This is a genomic window from Serratia sp. PAMC26656 (assembly GCF_016469055.2).
In the GTDB taxonomy this organism is placed as follows: domain Bacteria; phylum Pseudomonadota; class Gammaproteobacteria; order Enterobacterales; family Enterobacteriaceae; genus Serratia; species Serratia plymuthica.
Map to the genome: position 1 here is coordinate 1,092,984 of NZ_CP150486.1, position 20,382 is coordinate 1,113,365.

Annotated in this window: 20 protein-coding genes; 13 read left to right on the plus strand and 7 right to left on the minus strand. The window is 57.1% G+C overall.

Annotated features, from left to right (window positions below; translation table 11 throughout):
* Positions 1-49 precede the first annotated feature (49 nt).
* On the plus strand, positions 50-1,456 hold the full coding sequence (proY, locus tag JEM67_RS05725) for a proline-specific permease ProY (RefSeq protein WP_013811718.1): 1,407 nt from the start codon (positions 50-52) through the stop codon (positions 1,454-1,456).
* Between the two features lie 33 nt (positions 1,457-1,489).
* Here the strand turns inward: proY and JEM67_RS05730 are convergent, their stop codons facing one another.
* Together JEM67_RS05730 and JEM67_RS05735 are read right to left on the minus strand one after the other, a co-directional pair.
* A complete protein-coding gene (locus tag JEM67_RS05730) occupies positions 1,490-1,753 on the minus strand; it encodes a hypothetical protein (protein ID WP_013811719.1) in 264 nt (87 codons plus the stop codon).
* Between the two features lie 131 nt (positions 1,754-1,884).
* Complete coding sequence (locus tag JEM67_RS05735) at positions 1,885-3,150, minus strand: mechanosensitive ion channel family protein (RefSeq protein WP_199636581.1); 1,266 nt, start codon at positions 3,148-3,150, stop codon at positions 1,885-1,887.
* A gap of 248 nt (positions 3,151-3,398) precedes the next feature.
* Here JEM67_RS05735 and malZ point away from each other — a divergent pair, with 248 nt between their 5' ends.
* Positions 3,399-5,222 (plus strand): maltodextrin glucosidase, encoded by a 1,824-nt coding sequence (malZ, locus tag JEM67_RS05740; RefSeq protein WP_199636580.1) that lies wholly within the window; start codon positions 3,399-3,401, stop codon positions 5,220-5,222.
* A gap of 65 nt (positions 5,223-5,287) precedes the next feature.
* On the opposite strand, the gene ggt is transcribed toward malZ, so the two are convergent.
* The 3 genes from ggt to JEM67_RS05755 all read right to left on the minus strand — a co-directional run bounded on the left by ggt (position 5,288) and on the right by JEM67_RS05755 (position 8,695).
* On the minus strand, positions 5,288-7,051 hold the full coding sequence (ggt, locus tag JEM67_RS05745; RefSeq protein WP_199636579.1) for a gamma-glutamyltransferase: 1,764 nt from the start codon (positions 7,049-7,051) through the stop codon (positions 5,288-5,290).
* Positions 7,052-7,281: 230 nt separating this feature from the next.
* Complete coding sequence (locus JEM67_RS05750) at positions 7,282-7,884, minus strand: peroxiredoxin C (RefSeq protein WP_004949238.1); 603 nt, start codon at positions 7,882-7,884, stop codon at positions 7,282-7,284.
* Between the two features lie 229 nt (positions 7,885-8,113).
* Positions 8,114-8,695: an ACP phosphodiesterase gene (locus JEM67_RS05755; RefSeq protein ID WP_199636686.1), complete on the minus strand. Its 582-nt coding sequence runs from the start codon at positions 8,693-8,695 to the stop codon at positions 8,114-8,116.
* A gap of 120 nt (positions 8,696-8,815) precedes the next feature.
* Between JEM67_RS05755 and queA the strand changes: the two genes are divergently transcribed.
* The 5 genes from queA (at position 8,816) to secF (ending at position 14,301) form a co-directional block, all read left to right on the plus strand.
* Positions 8,816-9,886 (plus strand): tRNA preQ1(34) S-adenosylmethionine ribosyltransferase-isomerase QueA, encoded by a 1,071-nt coding sequence (gene queA / locus JEM67_RS05760; protein ID WP_013811724.1) that lies wholly within the window; start codon positions 8,816-8,818, stop codon positions 9,884-9,886.
* A gap of 72 nt (positions 9,887-9,958) precedes the next feature.
* Positions 9,959-11,083 carry a tRNA guanosine(34) transglycosylase Tgt gene (tgt, locus tag JEM67_RS05765; protein ID WP_013811725.1) on the plus strand — a complete coding sequence of 375 codons (1,125 nt, stop codon included), beginning with the start codon at positions 9,959-9,961 and terminating at the stop codon, positions 11,081-11,083.
* 33 nt (positions 11,084-11,116) lie between these two features.
* Positions 11,117-11,449: a preprotein translocase subunit YajC gene (gene yajC, locus JEM67_RS05770; RefSeq protein WP_004949246.1), complete on the plus strand. Its 333-nt coding sequence runs from the start codon at positions 11,117-11,119 to the stop codon at positions 11,447-11,449.
* 25 nt (positions 11,450-11,474) lie between these two features.
* Positions 11,475-13,322 carry a protein translocase subunit SecD gene (gene secD, locus JEM67_RS05775; protein ID WP_071531432.1) on the plus strand — a complete coding sequence of 616 codons (1,848 nt, stop codon included), beginning with the start codon at positions 11,475-11,477 and terminating at the stop codon, positions 13,320-13,322.
* Positions 13,323-13,332: 10 nt separating this feature from the next.
* Entirely contained in the window at positions 13,333-14,301 is a 969-nt protein-coding gene (gene secF / locus JEM67_RS05780) for a protein translocase subunit SecF (protein ID WP_013811726.1), read from the plus strand.
* 77 nt (positions 14,302-14,378) lie between these two features.
* Here the strand turns inward: secF and JEM67_RS05785 are convergent, their stop codons facing one another.
* Entirely contained in the window at positions 14,379-14,939 is a 561-nt protein-coding gene (locus JEM67_RS05785) for a DUF3251 domain-containing protein (RefSeq protein ID WP_199636578.1), read from the minus strand.
* Positions 14,940-15,124: 185 nt separating this feature from the next.
* On the opposite strand from JEM67_RS05785, the gene nrdR reads away from it, so the two are divergent.
* From nrdR to pgpA, 6 genes are all read left to right on the plus strand, one after another.
* On the plus strand, positions 15,125-15,574 hold the full coding sequence (gene nrdR, locus JEM67_RS05790) for a transcriptional regulator NrdR (protein ID WP_199636577.1): 450 nt from the start codon (positions 15,125-15,127) through the stop codon (positions 15,572-15,574).
* A 10-nt stretch (positions 15,575-15,584) separates the two neighbouring features.
* The gene (gene ribD / locus JEM67_RS05795) at positions 15,585-16,694 is read left to right on the plus strand and encodes a bifunctional diaminohydroxyphosphoribosylaminopyrimidine deaminase/5-amino-6-(5-phosphoribosylamino)uracil reductase RibD (RefSeq protein ID WP_199636576.1); all 1,110 of its coding nucleotides are present in this window, start codon (positions 15,585-15,587) and stop codon (positions 16,692-16,694) included.
* 118 nt (positions 16,695-16,812) lie between these two features.
* Positions 16,813-17,283: a 6,7-dimethyl-8-ribityllumazine synthase gene (gene ribH, locus JEM67_RS05800; protein ID WP_006323924.1), complete on the plus strand. Its 471-nt coding sequence runs from the start codon at positions 16,813-16,815 to the stop codon at positions 17,281-17,283.
* 20 nt (positions 17,284-17,303) lie between these two features.
* A complete protein-coding gene (gene nusB / locus JEM67_RS05805; protein ID WP_013811729.1) occupies positions 17,304-17,720 on the plus strand; it encodes a transcription antitermination factor NusB in 417 nt (138 codons plus the stop codon).
* Between the two features lie 52 nt (positions 17,721-17,772).
* A complete protein-coding gene (thiL, locus tag JEM67_RS05810) occupies positions 17,773-18,756 on the plus strand; it encodes a thiamine-phosphate kinase (protein ID WP_013811730.1) in 984 nt (327 codons plus the stop codon).
* Positions 18,698-19,252: a phosphatidylglycerophosphatase A gene (pgpA, locus tag JEM67_RS05815; RefSeq protein WP_174270190.1), complete on the plus strand. Its 555-nt coding sequence runs from the start codon at positions 18,698-18,700 to the stop codon at positions 19,250-19,252. The genes thiL and pgpA overlap by 59 nt, the downstream gene beginning before the upstream one ends.
* Before the next feature lie 46 nt (positions 19,253-19,298).
* Here pgpA and JEM67_RS05820 read toward each other — a convergent pair whose 3' ends face one another.
* On the minus strand, positions 19,299-20,273 hold the full coding sequence (locus JEM67_RS05820; protein ID WP_199636575.1) for an aldo/keto reductase: 975 nt from the start codon (positions 20,271-20,273) through the stop codon (positions 19,299-19,301).
* Positions 20,274-20,382 lie beyond the last annotated feature (109 nt).

Consider the following 20,382-nt stretch of genomic DNA (forward strand, 5'->3'; position numbering starts at 1 on the left):
ACGGACTTGTCCGTGGCTTTTTTACGTTTAAAAAACACGGGTTATTTTCATGCAACAACAGTCACCCTCCGCCCCTGCGGCCAATAAGCTGAAGCGCGGTCTCAGCACGCGTCATATCCGCTTTATGGCTCTCGGATCGGCCATCGGCACCGGCCTGTTCTACGGTTCGGCGGATGCCATTAAAATGGCCGGCCCGAGCGTTTTGCTGGCGTACCTGATTGGCGGTATCGTCGCCTTTATCATCATGCGCGCTTTGGGCGAGATGTCGGTCAACAACCCACAGGCCAGCTCATTCTCCCGCTACGCGCAGGACTACCTTGGCCCGATGGCCGGGTATATCACCGGCTGGACCTACTGTTTTGAAATTCTGATCGTCGCCATCGCCGACGTGACCGCGTTCGGCATTTATATGGGCGTCTGGTTCCCCGAGGTGCCGCACTGGATTTGGGTGCTGAGCGTGGTGCTGGTGATCGGTGCCATCAACCTGATGAGCGTGAAGGTGTTCGGTGAGCTGGAGTTTTGGTTCTCGTTCTTCAAGGTCGCCACCATCATCATCATGATTGCCGCCGGTATCGGCATCATCATTTGGGGGATTGGCAACGGCGGGCAACCGACAGGTATCCATAACCTGTGGTCCAACGGCGGCTTCTTCAGCAATGGTTTTATCGGCATGATCCTGTCGCTGCAGCTGGTGATGTTCGCCTATGGCGGCATCGAGATCATCGGTATCACCGCCGGTGAAGCCAAGGATCCGAAAACGTCGATTCCCAAGGCCATCAATTCGGTGCCGTGGCGCATCCTGGTGTTCTACGTCGGTACGCTGTTCGTCATCATGTCGATTTATCCGTGGAATCAGGTGGGCACCAACGGCAGCCCGTTTGTGCTGACCTTCCAGCACATGGGAATTACCGTGGCTGCGGGCATCCTCAACTTTGTGGTGATCACCGCGTCGCTGTCGGCGATTAACAGCGATGTGTTCGGCGTAGGCCGCATGCTGCACGGGATGGCCGAGCAGGGCCATGCGCCGAAGATGTTCAGCAAGGTGTCGAAGCGCGGCATTCCGTGGGTCACGGTGTTGGTGATGATGTTGGCGCTGCTGCTGGCGGTGTACCTCAACTACATCATGCCGGAAAACGTGTTCCTGGTGATTGCCTCGCTGGCTACCTTTGCCACCGTGTGGGTGTGGATCATGATCCTGTGCTCGCAGATTGCCTTCCGCCGCAGTCTGAGCAAAGAGCAGGTGAAAAAGCTGGCGTTCCCGCTGCGCGGCGGCGTGTTCACCTCGGTGATTGCGATTATCTTCCTGGCGTTCATCATTGGTCTGATAGGCTATTTCCCAACCACCCGCGTATCGCTTTACGCCGGTCTGGTGTGGGTTGTGGTGCTGCTGGCGGGTTACTACTTCAAGGTCAACCGCCAGAAAAAGCGGGCGGTGCTGGCGCAGCAGCAGGATTAAAAATAAAAACACCGGCCATGCGCCGGTGTTTTTTTATCGGTTTTCCTCGGGCTCATCGTCGCCGGAAGCTCGGGCTTCGATGCGCAGGCTGCTGTCGTTCAGTCGTTCTTCCTTCCCTTCTCCTGCTGCGCGCGCCAGCACTTCGCGGATATCCTGCATATTGCTGCTCAGGGCGCTAAGCGCCGGCTGCAAGGTCCGACTCATACGGCTTTCGTCCAGCGAAGCGCTGTGCAGACAGCCAATAAACAGCAGCGTGGCCAGCGAGGTAAACAGCCGGTGGCGTAATGGTTTCAGCAATCCTCTTTTCCTTCAGCGGGCGATAATCAATGCATTAACGCTGTTTTTAGGCCGAAAGAAAAGCGGGCCGAGACATTCGTTGCCCCTGGGTTGATAGTCATTACCGGCTGAAACAGTTACGTCAGCCTGCGTCAGGAAACGTCCGTCGCCGCTCGCATTTGGCTCAGCATGCTACGCATGTCGTTGCCGGTGGGCGTTTGATGCACGCGCAGATCGAACTCGTTAATCACCGCCAGAATATGGTCAAAGATATCGGCCTGAATGCTCTCGTATTCCGCCCACACCGTGGTGTTGGTGAAGGCGTAGATCTCCAGCGGCAAGCCCTCAGGCGTCGGTGCCATTTGGCGCACCATCAGCGTCATGCTCTGATGAATATTGGGGTGCGCGCGCAGGTAAGCCACCAGGTAAGCGCGCAGCGTGCCGAGGTTGGTCAGGCGGCGGCCGTTGAGCGGTGAGCTGAGATCCACGGCACTCTGCTGATTATAGTGGCGCAATTCCTGCGTTTTATCGTTCAGATAACGCTGCAGCAGCGGATTGCGATTCAGGCGCTGTTGCTCTTCCGGGGACAGAAAATGCACGCTGGTGGTGTCGATATTGATGCTGCGCTTGATGCGCCGCCCGCCGGATTCCGACATTGAGCGCCAATTCTTGAAGGAATCTGAGATCAGCGCATAGGTGGGAATGGTCGTGACGGTGTTGTCCCAGTTACGTACTTTTACCGTGGTCAGGCCGATGTCTGTGACCGCGCCGTCCGCACCGTATTTTGGCATCTCCAGCCAGTCGCCGATTTTCAGCATATCGTTGGCGGAAAGCTGAATGCCGGCCACCAGCCCAAGGATGGGATCCTTGAACACCAGCATCAGTACCGCGGTCATCGCACCCAGGCCGCTGAGCAGCAGCAATGGCGATTTGCCCATCAGCAATGAAACGATCATGATGCCGATCAAAATGGCGGCCACCAGTTTCAGCCCCTGAAAAATGCCGCGCAGCGGCAGCTGATTCGACAGCGGGCTTTGGCGCAGCACCGCCAGCAGCGTATCCAGCAGCGAAAACAGCGACAGCAGGGCAAAGCCCATGATCCAGACCTGCGCGGCGGTGACGATGAACGCCTGCGTCTCGCCGCCGGCGCGCAGCCACAACACCGCTTGCAGATTGATGATGACCCCTTGCAGCAACAGCGCCATGCGCTGAAACAGCTTGTACTGGGTAAGCGCTTGTTGCCATACGCGCTGCGACTGCTGGCCACGGCGTTGGATCGTCGCCAGCACCACGCGGTGCAGCACCAGATGGATGGCCACCGAAATCAGGACGATCAGCCCAAGCACCATCAGCAGAGACATCACGCCGCTGAATTCCAGCCCGAACTTCTCCAGCCACAGTGTTATCTGTTGTTGCATTATCGCTCCTTTAAAAAATGCGCAAAAAATATCCAATACACTCAAAAGACGTTAGCCTAATGGCTGCGGGCCATAATGTGCGGCTGTTTACCCTTTTTTACATAGGGTTGCCGCCGGCTGCCTATCTCCACCCCCCGGCTCCTCCCCGAGTTTAGTGGCCAAAGAGGAGGGGGACTTGCACTCAACGTGGCATTGTTCGTGGCATTGAATAACGTCGTCGATTTCGTTTTGTACAGCAGGAGAACAGTATGCTTAACGCCTGGCATCAACCGGTCCCGCCCTTTGTGGTGAAGAAGGGACAACGCCTGGATATCACGCTGTGGTTACAGGGTGATGATTTGCCTGAAAGGGTGTTTTTACGCGCCGAGCCGGATAACGAAGAATGGCTGCTGATCATGAAAGCGCAAAGCGCCGAGGGTCGGTGGCGTTATCAGGCCAGCCTGACGCTGAACGAAGGAGAGGCCACGCGGCGCTACTGCTTCAAGTTGGTGTGGGCCGATCGTCAGCAATGGTTTGGGCCTCAGGGTTGGTCGCTGATCCCGCCGGGCCAACTGACGCAGTTTGCGCTCGACGAACCTGACCGGAGCCCGGCCTGGGTGGCGGATCAGATATTTTATCAAATTTTCCCCGATCGTTTCGCCGGCAGCGGCGGCGAGCACGGTATTCAGAACGGCAGCTATCGCCATCACGCGGCCGGTTGCGACGTGGTGCGTCGCGACTGGCAGCATCCGCTGGAAGACCGGGATGCCGCTTCCACTTTCTATGGCGGCGATTTGGATGGCATCAGTCAAAAGCTGCCTTACCTGCAGAAACTGGGCATTACGGCACTCTACCTGAACCCGATTTTCACCGCGCCGAGCGTGCATAAATACGATACCGAAGACTATTACCAGGTTGATCCCTATTTCGGTGGCAATGCCGCCTTGCAGCGTTTGCGAGTGAGTACTCACAAGGTGGGGATGAAACTGGTGCTGGACGGGGTGTTTAACCATACCGGCGATTCCCACCCCTGGTTTGATCGTCATCAGCAGGGCGACAATGGCGCCTGTCACCACCCGGATTCACCGTACCGCGGCTGGTTCAATTTCTACCCTGACGGCCAGGCACTGGACTGGAAAGGCAATGCCAGCCTGCCGAAGCTCAATTTTGCCGAACCTCAGGTGGCCGAGAAGATTTATCGCGGCGACGGTAGCGTGGTGCGCCACTGGTTACGCCCACCGTACAGCATCGACGGTTGGCGGCTGGACGTGGTGCATATGCTGGGTGAGAACGGCGGTGCTACCGGCAATCTCCAACATCTTGCCGGCATTTATCAGGCGGTCAAACAGGAAAACCCGCAGGCCTACGTGCTGGGCGAACATTTTGGCGATGCGCGCCGCTGGCTGCATGCCGGCGTAGAAGACGCGGCGATGAACTATATGGGCTTCGCCCTGCCGGTAAGAGGGTTCCTTGCCGGACTGGATGTGGCGCATCACCCGGTACAGATGGACGCTGCGGACTGCACGCAGTGGATGGACGGCTACCGTGCCGGATTGCCGCACGGCAGCCAACTGATTCAGTTTAACCAGCTCGACAGCCATGATACTGCGCGCTTTCTGACGTTGTTGCAGGGCAATCAGGCGCGAATGCAGATGGCGGCGGTGTGGTTGATGAGCTGGATTGGCGTTCCCTGCTTATATTATGGCGACGAGATTGGCCTGGATGGCGCCAACGACCCATTCTGTCGCAAGCCGTTCCCGTGGGATGAGAATCAGTGGGATCAGAGCCTGCTGGCGCTGTGCCAACGGATGGCGGCGCTGCGTAAACTGAGTCTGGCGCTGCGTCGCGGTGGTTGCCAGGTGTTATATGCCGCCGGTGAAACGCTGGTATTCGTGCGCCTTTATCAACGGGAACAGGTATTGGTGGCGTTACAGCGTGGCGGCGGCGGTGAAGTGGCATTGCCGTACAGCCCGCTGCTGGCCGCAGGCAAATGGCAGCGGCTGGAAGGGCATGGTGAGCTGAGAGAAGAGCAGAACGGCATGACGCTGCAACTGGGCGAAGAGTCGGTCACCTTGTGGCGACGGGGAGGCTAAGGCAGTGAAGGGGCTGATAAGCCGGCCCCTGATTAAGTTAGTGTGCGTTCACACTTTCTATAAGATCAATAGCCTACCGCTGAACCTGCCGGGCGGCGCACGTCATTGGCGCCGTACAGATAACCTTCGCGTACCTTGCCGGAAACCGCAGAGTCGTTGCCGGAGTTGGCCGGGCTAACGCCTGCGGCACCCGGCAGGCCCACCAGAATCAGTTCGGCGGCGCCCCACGGCGTTTGCTCAACCATCTTATAACCCATGCCGCCGAGGAGTTTCAGCGTATCGGCGGAGACGCCACGCTGCTCGTAATAAACTTCGTCCGGCAGCCATTGATGGTGAATACGCGGTGCATCCACCGCCTCTTGCGGCGCCATGCCGTGGTCGATCACGTTCAGCGCGGTCTGCAGGGTGATGGTGATGATGCGCGAACCGCCCGGCGAGCCAAGCACCATAAAGATTTTGTTGTCTTTGGTCACCAGTGTCGGGCTCATCGACGATAGTGGGCGCTTACCGGGGGCAATGCTGTTGGCGGTGCCCTGCACCAATCCGTACAGGTTTTTCTCGCCGACTTTAACGGTGAAATCGTCCATTTCATCGTTGAGGAAGAAACCTGTACCCGGGGCTATTACGACCGCGCCAAAGCGACCGTTGACGGTATAGGTGGTGGAGACGGCATTGCCGTCATGATCGACAATCGAATAGTGGGTGGTTTCCGGTTTTTCGTGGGGTTCCATGCCCGGCTGTACGTTCTCTGACGGCGTTGCCTTGTCGGCGACAATTTTTTTGCGGATCTCTTCGGCGTAGCTCTTGCTGACCAAGCGATCGATCGGGTTCTTGATGAATTCCGGGTCGCCAAGGTAGGTATTACGGTCCATATAGGCGTGGCGCATCGCTTCGGTCAGGGTGTGGATGGTCGCCGCTGAGTTAAAGCCCCTACTTTTCAGATCATAACCTTCGACCACGTTGAGGATTTCGCATAGCGTTACGCCGCCGGAGCTGGGTGGCGGTGCTGAAACAAATTTATAGCCACGGTAGCTGCAGGTAATAGGCGGCGTTTCGGTCACTTTGTAGTTGGCGAAGTCGGTCGCCGTCAGGATGCCGCCGCCTTGTTTGGCTGCGGCCTCCACGGCCTGCGGGATCTTGCCCTTATAGAAGGCGTCCGGGCCGTCTTTGGCGATGGCTTCCAGGGTGTTGGCCAGATCGCTCTGCACCAGACGGTCGCCCGGATGCAGTGCGGTGCCGTCCGGGCGCAGGAAGATTTTGGCGGATTCCGGGTCCTGTTTGAAACGGGCGACGGTGGTGTCGAGAATATCGGTATCGGCACGGGTCAATACAAAGCCTTCGCGCGCCAGTTTGATCGCCGGCCCCATTACCTGCTCACGGCTCAGCTTGCCGTATTTCTGGCGTGCGGTTTCCATGCCCAGCACGGTGCCCGGTACGCCCGCCGCCAGATAGCCATACAGGCTGGCGCCTTTTTTCACGTTGCCTTCGGCATCCAGGTACATGTTGGCGCTGGCCGCCGCCGGAGCGGTTTCACGGAAGTTGATAAAGGTGTCGGTACCGTCGGCCAGGTGTACCGTCATAAAACCGCCGCCGCCGATGTTGCCGCAGCAGGGGTTCACCACTGCCTGCGCATAGCCGACCGCCACTGCGGCATCGATGGCGTTGCCGCCCAGCTTGAGGATATCGACGCCAACCTGCGAGGCGAGATGTTGCGATGTCACTACCATGCCATTTTTGGCTTCGACCGCCGGGTTGGAGGCGGCGTACAGGCTGCTGCTGACCAGCAGGGCCGCCATGGTCAGCGGCTTGCTCCATTTCTGTAAAAACATAGTTATTCCTACCCTGTCAGTGTTCTTATTGTGATTGGCTTGCCGTTTTTACCTTGCAAAGAGCGAGCCAGCGTTATTTATAGTAGCTACAGGTGGGGTATTACGCGGTGTTCAGGGCTGGAAATGTGAGCGGAAACAGGGGAATAAAGCCCGGATGGGGGGCAGGCTGCCCTAAAAAAGAGCAAAAAAAACCGGCCACGAGGGCCGGTTGATTCACTTGCAGGCTGAAATTACAGCTTGGAAGCGTTCTCGGACAGGTATTTAGCTACGCCGTCTGGAGATGCGCCCATACCTGCTTTGCCTTTTTCCCACTGAGCCGGGCACACTTCGCCGTGCTCTTCGTGGAATTGCAGCGCGTCAACGGTACGGATCATTTCGTCGATGTTACGGCCGATTGGCAGGTCGTTAACAACCTGAGCACGAACCACACCGTCTTTGTCGATCAGGAAAGAACCGCGCAGAGCAACGCCGGCTTCTGGGTGTTCGATCCCGTAAGCTTTCTGAATTTCACGCTTGATGTCAGCAACCATGGCGTATTTCACTTCACCGATGCCGCCATTTTCGACAGGGGTTTTACGCCATGCGTTGTGAACGAATTCTGAGTCGAATGAAACGCCAACCACTTCAACGCCACGCTTCTGGAATTCTTCATAGCGGTGATCGAAAGCGATCAGCTCAGAAGGACATACGAAGGTGAAGTCCATCGGCCAGAAGAACAGTACGGCTGGTTTACCGTTCAGGTGCTTCTTAAAGTTGAAGTTTTCAACGATTTCGCCGCTGCCCAATACGGCAGCTGCAGTGAAGTCAGGGGCTTGACGAGTTACCAGGACCATAATTACTCCTGTAATAGGTATTAAGGGGTTGATGTAAAAGCAAGGGCCAGTATAGGGACCAAGACTCGGTGAATAAAGGGTAAAAGACCAATCGATGAGATAGCTTTTACCTATCAAATTCGATAATTAAATTTAGCAAGCTTTAAAAGTAACCTTTTCCTGCAAAAGGGCAAGGCTTAAAACCCAATTTCTTGTAAAACGTCGCATTTTCAATGGGTTTGGTTTGACGTTAAAGCTTTTTATCTTTTGCCTGCTGCATCATCTGCGGATAAAACTGCCAGAACTGTGTTTCAAGCTGATGATAGTGGCGCTCCACGTCGGCGAAGGAGCCGGCCAGAGCGGCCAGGCGTGGACGGCGGCTGGCCATGCCCGCCAGCACAGTGCCGATAAACGGCAGCTCGGCGTAGCGCTCCAGCCAACGTTCCTGCCATAAATACCCGTTTAAGTTCTGAAAGCGCGGTGGCGTTACCGGCAAATGCGGAACGATCTGGCTGCGGGCTTCTTGGGTAAAGGTGTGGAGGCTGAGGGACGGCTCCAACTGCTGCCAGTGGCGCGCCAGGAAATGATCCCACACCACGTCGAGCGTGATGGGCGCCACGCGGCGGTGCTCGTCACTGAAGAAGTCACGACAGACCTTCACCTGCGGCAGGCTGTCGGTCAGTACGTCGACGCGGCGGTGCATCATTATGCCGGCCACTACCTCGGGATTGTACTCGCCTGCGGGGTTGCCGCGCACGAAGTCGGCCAACAGGTTGCCCAGCAGTGAGCTTTCCGCCAACTGAGCCAAATGGAGATGTGCAAGGAAGTTCATCCGGGCATTGTATCCGAAGTCGTGCAAATCCTCCTTATTTCTTGCTGCTGACCGCCCGCGGCTTTAGACTAGGCCGCTTGTTTTTTACCAACCAGTCTTATATTGAAGAAGTGAATACCCATGCGCGTCGCCGATTTTTCCTTTGAACTTCCCGAGTCCCTGATTGCCCATTATCCTCAGCCTGAGCGCAGCGGTTGCCGTTTGCTGCAGCTGGACGGGCCGAGCGGGGCGCTGACGCACGGCGTATTCACCGATCTGCTGGACAACCTGGAAGCCGGCGATCTGCTGGTATTCAACAATACCCGGGTGATCCCGGCGCGCATGTTTGGCCGCAAGGTCAGCGGCGGCAAGATTGAAGTGCTGGTCGAGCGCGTGCTGGACGATCATCGGGTGTTGGCGCACGTGCGCGCTTCAAAAGCGCCAAAGCCGGGCGCTGAACTGCTGCTGGGCGATGACGAAAGCGTTGCCGCTACCATGATGGCGCGCCACGATACGCTGTTCGAATTGCGCTTCAACGATGAACGCGATGTGTTCACTATCCTCAATGCCGTTGGCCATATGCCGCTGCCGCCGTATATCGATCGGCCGGATGAAGACGCCGATCGCGAGCTTTATCAGACGGTTTACAGCGAGAAACCGGGCGCCGTTGCGGCGCCGACCGCCGGGCTGCACTTCGATGAGCCGCTGCTGGCTGCGTTGCGCGCGAAGGGCATTGAGATGGCTTTTGTCACCCTGCATGTGGGCGCGGGCACTTTCCAGCCGGTGCGGGTGGAAACCATCGAAGAGCACGTGATGCACGCGGAATACGCCGAGGTTCCGCAGGAAGTGGTTGACGCGGTGCTGGCCTGTAAAGCACGTGGCAAGCGCGTAGTAGCGGTGGGAACCACCTCGGTACGTTCGCTGGAAAGCGCGGCCAACGCCAGCAAGGACGCGCTGATTGCGCCGTTCTTCGGCGATACCAGCATCTTTATCTTCCCGGGTTACCATTATCAGGTGATCGACGCGCTGGTGACCAATTTCCACCTGCCGGAGTCGACGCTGATCATGTTGGTATCCGCCTTCGCCGGTTATAAAAACACCATGCATGCCTATCAGCAGGCAGTGGCCGAGCAGTACCGTTTCTTCAGCTATGGCGATGCGATGTTCATCAGCCGTAATCCGCAGGCGGAACACGAGTCCGTCGGCGCCTGATTCCCCGGGCTGCGCATTTGGCGCGGCCCTGTTTTAACGACGCCAGACTGTTTCTCTGGCGCTGGAGGTTTTGTGAAGTACGAATTAGACACTACCGATGGTCGCGCCCGCCGCGGCCGCCTGATTTTTGAGCGCGGCGTGGTGGAAACCCCGGCCTTTATGCCTGTCGGCACCTATGGCACGGTAAAGGGCATGACGCCGGAAGAAGTGAAAGAGACTGGCGCGCAGATTCTGCTGGGCAACACCTTCCACCTGTGGCTGCGTCCAGGGCAGGAGATCATGAAACTGCATGGCGATCTGCATGATTTCATGCAGTGGCACGGCCCGATCCTGACCGACTCCGGCGGTTTCCAGGTGTTCAGCCTGGGGGCGATGCGCAAAATTAAAGAGGAAGGTGTTTATTTCCGTAATCCGATTAACGGCGATAAAGTGTTCCTCAGCCCGGAAAAATCGATGGAAATCCAGTATGACCTGGGTTCCGACATCGTAATGATTTTCGACGAGTGTACGCCGTACCCGGCCGACTGGGATTACGCCAAGAGCTCGATGGAGATGTCACTGCGCTGGGCGCAGCGCAGCCGTCAACGTTTTGACGAACTGAATAATAAAAACGCCTTATTCGGCATTATTCAGGGCGGTGTTTACGAAGATTTACGAGATGTTTCAGTAAAAGGGCTGGTGGATATCGGCTTTGATGGTTACGCTGTTGGCGGCTTGGCTGTAGGCGAGCCAAAAGAGGATATGCATCGTATTCTCGAACATGTTTGCCCGCAAATTCCGGAAGATAAGCCACGCTACCTGATGGGCGTAGGCAAACCGGAAGATCTGGTTGAAGGCGTGCGTCGCGGTATCGATATGTTCGACTGCGTGATGCCAACGCGTAATGCCCGTAACGGCCACTTGTTCGTGACTGACGGTGTGGTAAAAATCCGTAATGCCAAGCACAAGGATGATACTTCTCCGCTGGATAAAGACTGTGATTGCTACACGTGTCGCAATTACAGCCGCGCCTACTTGCATCATCTCGATCGTTGCAACGAAATACTGGGTGCCCGATTGAATACCATTCATAACCTGCGCCACTACCAACGCCTGATGGCGGGTTTACGCCAGGCTATTGAACAGGGTAAATTAGAGCTGTTTGTTACGGATTTCTACGGTCGGATCGGCAAACCGGTTCCACCTTTAAACGCTTGAATTAATAATTGATAACTTAATGAGGGAATTTCAATGAGCTTTTTCATTTCTGACGCCGTCGCATCCGCAGGGGCCCCGGCTCAGGGAAGCCCGTACTCTCTGATCATTATGCTGGTCGTGTTTGGTCTGATTTTCTATTTCATGATCCTGCGCCCGCAGCAAAAACGCGCTAAAGAGCACAAGAAGCTGATGGACTCGATTGGCAAGGGTGATGAAGTGCTGACCACCGGTGGCCTGATTGGCCGCGTGACCAAAGTGGCTGACACCGGCATCATCGCCATTGCGCTGAACGACACCACGGAAGTGATGATCAAGCGTGACTTCGTGGCGGCCGTTCTGCCGAAAGGTACCATGAAGGCCCTGTAATTTTGTTTTCCCGAAGGGAATTGCCGTGCTAAACCGTTATCCTTTGTGGAAGTATCTGATGCTGATCGTTGTGATCATCGTCGGTCTGCTTTATGCGCTTCCCAACCTCTATGGTGAGGATCCGGCTGTACAAATCACTGGCGCGCGCGGTGTCGCCGCCAGTGAAACTACGCTGGACCAAGTCCGTACCGTATTAGAAAAAGACAATATCGCGAGCAAGTCGATTGCGCTGGAAAATGGCGCCATCCTGGCTCGCTTTAAAGATCCTGACGTTCAGTTGCGTGCCCGTGAAGCCTTGATGGCGGAGCTGGGCGACAAGTTCGTCGTCGCGCTGAACCTGGCTCCGGCCACGCCGGCCTGGTTGGCCATGTTGGGCGCCGAACCGATGAAGCTGGGCCTGGACCTGCGTGGTGGCGTGCACTTCCTGATGGAAGTGGACATGGACACCGCGCTGGGCAAGCTGCAGGAACAAACCATGGATACCCTGCGCAGCGAATTGCGTGAAAAGGGCATTCCTTATGCGTCTATCCGCAAGCTGGACAACAACGGCGTGGAAGTTCGCTTCCGTGACGATGCCGCCCGCGATCAGGCCATCAGCTACATTACCCCGCGTCAGCGCGATCTGGTGCTTTCCGCCAATGGCACCAACACCCTGAAGGCTAGCCTGACGGATGCTCGTCTGAGCGAAGCGCGCGAATACGCGGTGCAGCAGAACATCACTATCCTGCGTAACCGCGTTAACCAGCTCGGCGTTGCCGAACCGCTGGTGCAGCGCCAGGGCTCTGACCGTATCGTGGTTGAATTGCCGGGTATTCAGGATACCGCACGCGCCAAAGAGATCCTGGGCGCTACCGCTACGCTGGAATTCCGTCTGGTCAACACCAACGCGGATGCGACAGCTGCGGCCAACGGCCGTGTACCGGGTGATTCCGAGGTGAAAAACACGCGCGAAGGCCAGCCGGTAGTGCTGTATAAGCGTGTGATCCTGACCGGTGACCACATCACCGACTCCACCTCCAGCACCGACGAATACAACCAGCCGCAGGTTAATATCTCGCTCGACAGCGCCGGTGGCACGTCAATGTCCAACTTCACCAAGGACAACATCGGCAAACCGATGGCGACCCTGTTCGTGGAGTATAAGGACAGTGGCAAGAAAGACGCCAACGGCCGTGCGATTCTGGTGAAGCAGGAAGAAGTGATCAACGTGGCGAACATTCAGTCACGCTTGGGCAACAGCTTCCGTATCACCGGTATCGGCAACCCGAACGAAGCACGTCAGCTCTCGCTGCTGCTGCGCGCCGGTGCGCTGATTGCCCCTATCCAGATCGTGGAAGAACGTACTATCGGCCCAACCCTGGGGCAACAGAACATTACCCAAGGTCTGGAAGCCTGTCTGTGGGGCCTGGTGGCTTCTATCGTGTTCATGGTGGTTTGGTACCGTAAGTTCGGCATGATCGCCACGACGGCGCTGGTGGCCAACCTGGTGCTGATTGTCGGCGTGATGTCCCTGCTGCCGGGGGCGACGCTGACCATGCCGGGCATTGCTGGTATCGTGCTGACGCTGGCGGTGGCGGTCGACGCCAACGTACTGATAAACGAACGTATCAAGGAAGAACTGAAGAATGGACGCTCCATTCAACAGGCGATCCATGAAGGCTATAAAGGCGCGTTCTCCAGTATTGTTGACGCCAACATCACGACCCTGATCACCGCCATCATTCTGTACGCAGTGGGCACCGGTTCGATCAAGGGCTTTGCGATTACTACCGCAATCGGTGTGGCGACGTCCATGTTCACCGCGATTGTCGGTACCCGTGCCATCGTCAACCTGCTTTACGGCGGCAAACGCATTAACAAGCTGTCTATCTGAGGAGTGCGTTGTGGCACAGGATTATACTGTTGAACAACTCAACTACGGCCGTAAAGTCTATGACTTTATGCGCTGGGATTACGTGGCCTTCGGCATCTCATTGCTGCTGTTGGTCGCGTCAATCGCCACCATGTCGGTACGCGGGTTTAACTGGGGTCTGGATTTTACCGGCGGTACGGTAATTGAAATCAGCCTGGAAAAGCCGGCTAATCTCGATCTGATGCGCGATACGCTGGAAAAAGCCGGGTTCCAGGACCCGATTATCCAGAACTTCGGCAGCAGCCGTGACGTGATGGTGCGTATGCCACCGGCGACCGGCAACGCAGGCCAGGAACTGGGCAATAAAGTGATCGGCGTGATCAACGACGCGGTGGATAAAAACGCCACCGTGAAGCGTATCGAGTTCGTCGGCCCGAGCGTGGGCAGTGAACTGGCGCAGACCGGCGGCATGGCGTTGCTGGTGGCGTTGATCTGTATCCTGATCTACGTCGGTTTCCGCTTCGAATGGCGCCTGGCGCTGGGGGCGGTTATTGCGCTGGCGCACGACGTGATCATCACTATGGGCGTGCTGTCGCTGTTCCATATCGAGATTGACCTGACCATTGTCGCATCATTGATGTCGGTTATCGGTTACTCGCTGAACGACAGTATCGTGGTTTCCGACCGTATTCGTGAGAACTTCCGCAAGATCCGTCGCGGTACGCCTTACGAAATCATGAACGTGTCGTTGACCCAAACGTTGAGCCGTACATTGATGACCTCCGGTACCACCCTGATGGTGGTGCTGATGCTGTACATCTTCGGTGGCGCCATGCTGCAGGGCTTCTCGTTGGCGATGCTGATCGGCGTGTCTATCGGTACCATATCCTCTATCTACGTAGCGTCCGCGCTGGCGTTGAAACTGGGTATGAAACGCGAGCACATGCTGCAACAGAAAGTGGAAAAAGAGGGCGCAGATCAGCCTTCGATTCTGCCTTAATACGCTGATTTTTCGGTGAAATAAAAAGGAGTGCCGTTTGGCGCTCCTTTTTTTTGCCTGCGGCGAGGGAGTGCGTATCAGTGTTGCTGTACCACCGCCGGTTGGGCGGTCGGAACGAGACTGTGCAGCCGCACAAAGCCCAGTTGCTCCGGCGTCAGGCCGCTAAAGCGCAGTTCGAAATTCTGCTCCGGCTTCGGCAACAGCGAGTCTACACTGGCGACCGGTTGTGACAGCGAGTCGGCGGTGAGCGGTTTGCCGGTGACGGGATCCAGTTGCCCCCATTCCACCACCGCTTTAAATGCAGGTAGCGAAGCCTGCGAGAGAATGCGTACGTGCAGCAATGCCTGGGTGCCGTTGGCTTCGGCTTTAACGTGGCTGAGCGACACGCTCAGTTCGCCGATGCTGCTTTGCAGGCGCGCGGCGTTATTGGCCGCAGGCAGCAGGTAGACGCCGCTGGTGGAGTTCTGATTCAGCTGGTTCTGCTGTTCCAGCGCCGTGGCTTGCTGGGTCAGCGTAGTTAATTTCTGATTCAGTTCAACCACCTGATGGCGGAGCTTCGGCACCTCGTGAGTTTGCGCGCAGCCCGCCAGCAGAACAAACGCGCTGAGCAGGAAAACTTTCGGATAAGGGATTGTCATGGCGGCGATTTCCTATTCAATATCTCCTGTTATCAGCTTAGCCCGCCCGGCGAGGAAAGTCATGCGCGCCGCCGTTTTAGCGCCATTCGGTATCGCGGCTCGCAACAAATGGTCGACGGCCTTTGTTGTGACCGTACTTCGGGGTAAACTGCTCTTAACTATGAAAACGTTTATCAGGACGTGTTATGCATTGCCCTTTCTGCGCCGCCGTTGATACCAAAGTCATTGATTCCCGTCTGGTGGGTGATGGTTCGCAGGTGCGCCGTCGCCGCCAGTGTTTGGTTTGTAATGAACGTTTCACCACCTTTGAAGTGGCTGAGCTGGTGATGCCACGGGTGATAAAAAGCGACGAAGTGCGTGAGCCGTTCAACGAAGACAAACTGCGTCGTGGCATGCTGAAAGCGTTGGAAAAGCGCCCGGTCAGCTCCGACGACGTGGAAAATGCGATTAACCACATCAAATCCCAGTTGCGCGCCACCGGTGAACGCGAAGTGCCGACCAAGCTGGTCGGCAACCTGGTGATGGACGCGCTGAAGAGGCTGGATAAAGTGGCCTATATTCGTTTCGCCTCGGTTTACCGCAGTTTTGAAGATATTCGCGAATTCGGCGAAGAAATCGCCCGTCTGCAAGACTAAGGGATAGCGCATGCATAACGACGAATTTTATATGGCGCGTGCCTTTGAGTTGGCGCGGCTGGGGCGTTTCACTACCGCACCGAACCCGAACGTCGGCTGCGTGATCGTGCGTGACGGCGAAATCGTCGGCGAAGGTTATCACCTGCGTGCCGGCGAACCCCATGCGGAAGTGCATGCGTTGCGCATGGCGGGCGAGCGGGCGCGGGGCGCCACCGCTTATGTCACGCTGGAGCCCTGCAGCCACCACGGGCGTACGCCTCCCTGCGCAGATGCGCTGGTCGCCGCCGGCGTTGCCCGCGTGGTTGCGGCGATGCAGGATCCCAACCCTGAGGTTGCCGGTCGTGGCCTGTATAAGCTGCAACAGGCGGGTATAGACGTGCGTCACGGCATGATGCTGGCTGAAGCTGAAGCGGTGAATCCGGGTTTTCTCAAACGCATGCGTACCGGTTTCCCTTACATACAGCTGAAGCTGGGCGCGTCGCTCGACGGCCGCACGGCGATGGCTTCCGGCGAGAGTCAGTGGATCACTTCACCGCAGGCCCGGCAGGACGTGCAGCGTCTGCGGGCGCAAAGCGCCGCCATCCTGAGCACCAGCGCTACCGTGTTGGCCGACGATCCGTCGCTGACGGTGCGTTGGGATGAGCTGGATACCGCCACTCAGAGCCTCTACCCGCGTGAATACCTGCGCCAACCGTTGCGTATTATCCTCGACAGCCAGAACCGTGTAACGCCGCAGCATCGAGTAGTGCAGCAGCCGGGAACGACCTGGCTGGCGCGGTTACAGCCGGACGATCAGAACTGGCCGCAGGATGTTGAACAACTGACGTTTCCGGCGCACGGCGGCGGGATCGATCTGGTCGTGATGATGATGCAGTTGGCGAAACGCCAGGTGAATTCCATCTGGGTAGAAGCCGGCGCTGCGCTTTCCGGCGCGTTGTTGCAGGCAGGGCTGGTTGATGAGCTCATTTTGTACATCGCGCCAAAACTGATGGGTGATAATGGGCGCGGCCTGTGCCGGTTGCCGGGCCTTGAGTGCCTGGCCGATGCGCCGGAATTCGTCTTCAGCGAAGTGCGGCAAATCGGCCCCGACCTGCGCTTGCGGCTGAAGCCGAAATACTGAATGTAAAGTCTGTTTGCCGCTCCGATTGGCGTTTTACAAAACCGCCGCGCAGGCAGATAAAGAATGTGATAGAATCCGCCCCCCTGCGGGGTATCGAACCCATTTTTAAGGAAAGCCCATGAAAGTTATCGAAGGTGTTGTTGCTACTCCAAATGCCCGTGTGGCGATCGCAATTGCACGTTTTAACAATTTCATCAACGACAGCCTGCTGCAAGGTGCCATCGACGCACTCAAGCGCATTGGTCAGGTTGCTGACGACAACATCACCGTTGTCTGGGTCCCGGGCGCTTACGAGCTGCCGCTGACGGCTCGCGTGCTGGCCAACACCGGCAAATACGATGCAATCATCGCGTTGGGCACCGTTATCCGTGGGGGCACCGCGCACTTTGAATATGTCGCGGGCGAAGCCAGCTCCGGTATCGGCAGCGTTTCTCTGAACGCTGAAATCCCGGTTGCCTTTGGCGTGCTGACCACCGAAAGCATCGAACAGGCTATCGAGCGTGCCGGCACCAAAGCGGGCAACAAGGGTGCTGAAGCGGCTCTGACCGCACTTGAAATGATTAATGTTATCGAAGCTATTAAAGCCTGAATTTAGTTAAGGGGAATTCCGTGAAACCTGCTGCTCGTCGCCGCGCTCGTGAGTGCGCTGTTCAAGCGCTTTACTCTTGGCAGTTGTCTAAAAATGACATTGCCGATGTTGAACACCAGTTCCTGACGGAGCAAGATGTCAAAGATGTGGACATCGCCTATTTTCGGGAGCTGCTGTCCGGCGTGGCGGTGAATGCGGGTCTGCTGGATGGCCTGATGGAACCTTTCCTGTCGCGTCAGCTCGAAGAGCTGGGTCAGGTAGAAAGAGCCGTTCTGCGCATTGCACTGTTTGAACTGAAAATGCGTCAGGATGTGCCTTATAAAGTGGCTATCAACGAAGCGATCGAACTGGCGAAAACCTTCGGCGCTGAAGACAGCCACAAGTTTGTGAATGGCGTGCTGGATAAAGCAGCACCAAGCATTCGCAAGAAAAAATAAAAAATTAAGGCCGGAGATACCGGCCTTAATTTCTTCTATTGGAATATCGACCATGGCATGCGGCGAATTTGACCTCATTGCCCGCTATTTTGACCGGTTTAAGAGTCTGCGCCGGGACGTACAGTTGGGCATTGGAGATGACTGCGCACTCCTGACAGTGGCAGAAAAACAGCTTTTGGCCGTCAGTACCGACACCCTGGTTTCGGGCGTTCACTTCCTGCCGGATATCGATCCGGCCGATCTCGGCTACAAAGCACTGGCAGTCAACCTGAGCGATCTGGCGGCAATGGGCGCCGATCCGGCCTGGCTTTCACTGGCGTTAACCTTGCCTGACGTGAATGAGCCTTGGCTGAAGGCGTTCAGTGACAGCCTGTTCGAACAGCTTAATTATTACGGTATGCAGTTGATTGGCGGCGACACCACGCGCGGCCCGTTGAGCATGACGTTAACCATTCATGGTTTGATCCCGGCTGGCCGGGCGTTGACCCGCAGCGGTGCGCGCATCGGCGATTGGATCTACGCTACCGGCACGCTGGGCGACAGCGCCGCCGGCCTGGCTATCTTGCAGGATCGCCTGCAGGTAGCGGATACCGACGCACGCGATTACCTGATTGGTCGCCATCTGCGGCCGCAGCCACGGGTGTTGCAAGGGCAGGCGCTGCGTGATTTGGCCAGCTCTGCGATCGATATTTCCGACGGGCTGATCTCCGATCTGAAGCACGTGCTGAAAGCCTCCGAGTGCGGGGCGCGCATCGTTCTGGATGAGCTGCCGCTGTCGCAGGTATTGAGCAGCCATACGGACGCTGAACAAGCGCTGCGCTGGGCGCTGACTGGTGGTGAAGATTACGAACTGTGCTTTACGGTGCCGGAAATCAATCGCGGTGCGCTGGAAGTGGCGCTGAGCCATCTGGGCGCGGATTACACCTGTATTGGCCAGATTGGTCCGCTTTCCGAAGGCATTAAGTTCTACCGCAACGATGAAGCGGTGGAGCTGCCGTGGAAGGGTTTCGATCATTTCAGCGCGGAGCAGGCGTAACATGGATGAAGCTAAACGCCGTCTGCGGATGAGCAATCCGTGGCACTTGCTGGCTACCGGTTTCGGCAGCGGCCTGTCACCGGTGGTGCCGGGCACCATGGGATCGCTGGCGGCGATTCCGTTCTGGCTGCTGCTGATCCAACTGCCGTGGCAGCTCTATTCGCTGCTGGTGATGTTCAGCATCTGTATCGGCGTCTATTTGTGCCACCAGACAGCCAAAGATATGCGGGTACACGATCACGGTAGCATCGTCTGGGACGAGTTTGTCGGCATGTGGATCACGCTGATGGCGTTGCCGGTTAACGACTGGCAGTGGGTAGCCGCAGGTTTTGTGATTTTCCGTATTCTCGATATGTGGAAACCCTGGCCGATCCGCTGGTTCGATCGCAACGTGCATGGCGGTATGGGCATTATGGTCGACGACATCGTCGCCGGGGTGCTTTCGGCCGGCATTATCTACCTGATTGGCCACCACTGGCCGCTCGGGTTGTTTTGATTACAGGGGCGCAGTTCAACACGGCTGCGCCCTTGAAACCTCCGCGTTATTCAAACCCCGTCACGTGATGCGGCACATAGGCCGTTTCCAGCTCGGCAATCTCTTCCGGCGTTAATGCCAGATCGACGGCGGCCACGGCGTCTTCCAGATGTTCATGGCGCGACGCGCCGATGATAGGAGCACTGACCACCGGTTTGCTCAACAGCCAGGCCAGCGCAACCTGTGCACGCGATACACCGCGTTCTTGAGCAAGGGTGGCGACGCGTTCGGCGATGATGCCGTCAATACCTTCGGTTTCGTCATACAGATTTTTGCCGACCTGATCGGACACCAGCCGTGCGGTGGTTTCACCCCATGGGCGAGTCAGACGGCCGCGAGCCAGCGGGCTCCACGGCAGTACCGCGATGCCTTCGGCGGCGCACAGCGGATGCATTTCGCGCTCCTCCTCACGTTGAATCAGATTGTACTGGTCCTGCATGCTGACAAACCGCGTCCAGCCATGCAGATCGGCGGTGTACAGCGCTTTGGCGAACTGCCAGGCATACATCGACGACGCGCCGATATAGCGCGCTTTACCGGCCCTGACCACGTCATGCAGTGCTTCCAGCGTTTCTTCAATGGGCGTTTCATAATCCCAACGGTGGATTTGCAGCAGATCGACATAGTCGGTGCTCAATCGTTGCAGGCTGTCGTCGATAGACTGCATGATTTTGGCGCGCGACAACCCGCGTTCCAGATTGCTCAGGGGGAAATAGACTTTAGTGGCGATCACCACGTCATCACGGCGCGCGTAATCCCGCAGCGCTCGGCCTACGATCTCCTCGCTGCTGCCGTCTGAGTAGCTGTTGGCGGTGTCGAAGAAATTGATGCCGGCGTCCAGTGCCTGTTTCAGCAGCGGACGGCTGCTTTCTTCCGGCAGCGTCCAGGCGTGGTTGCCGCGGTTGGGTTCACCGTAGGTCATACAACCCAGGCAGATGCGCGAGACGTTCAGATCGGTGTTGCCCAGTTTCAGATACTTCATGCTTGCCTCCGGGTGTCAGCACAGATCTATAACTGTAGTGGATTATCGGGATGACTGAAACGAAAACGCCCCCGCAAAGCGGAGGCGTCGGTCAATCAGGCGCGGGGGG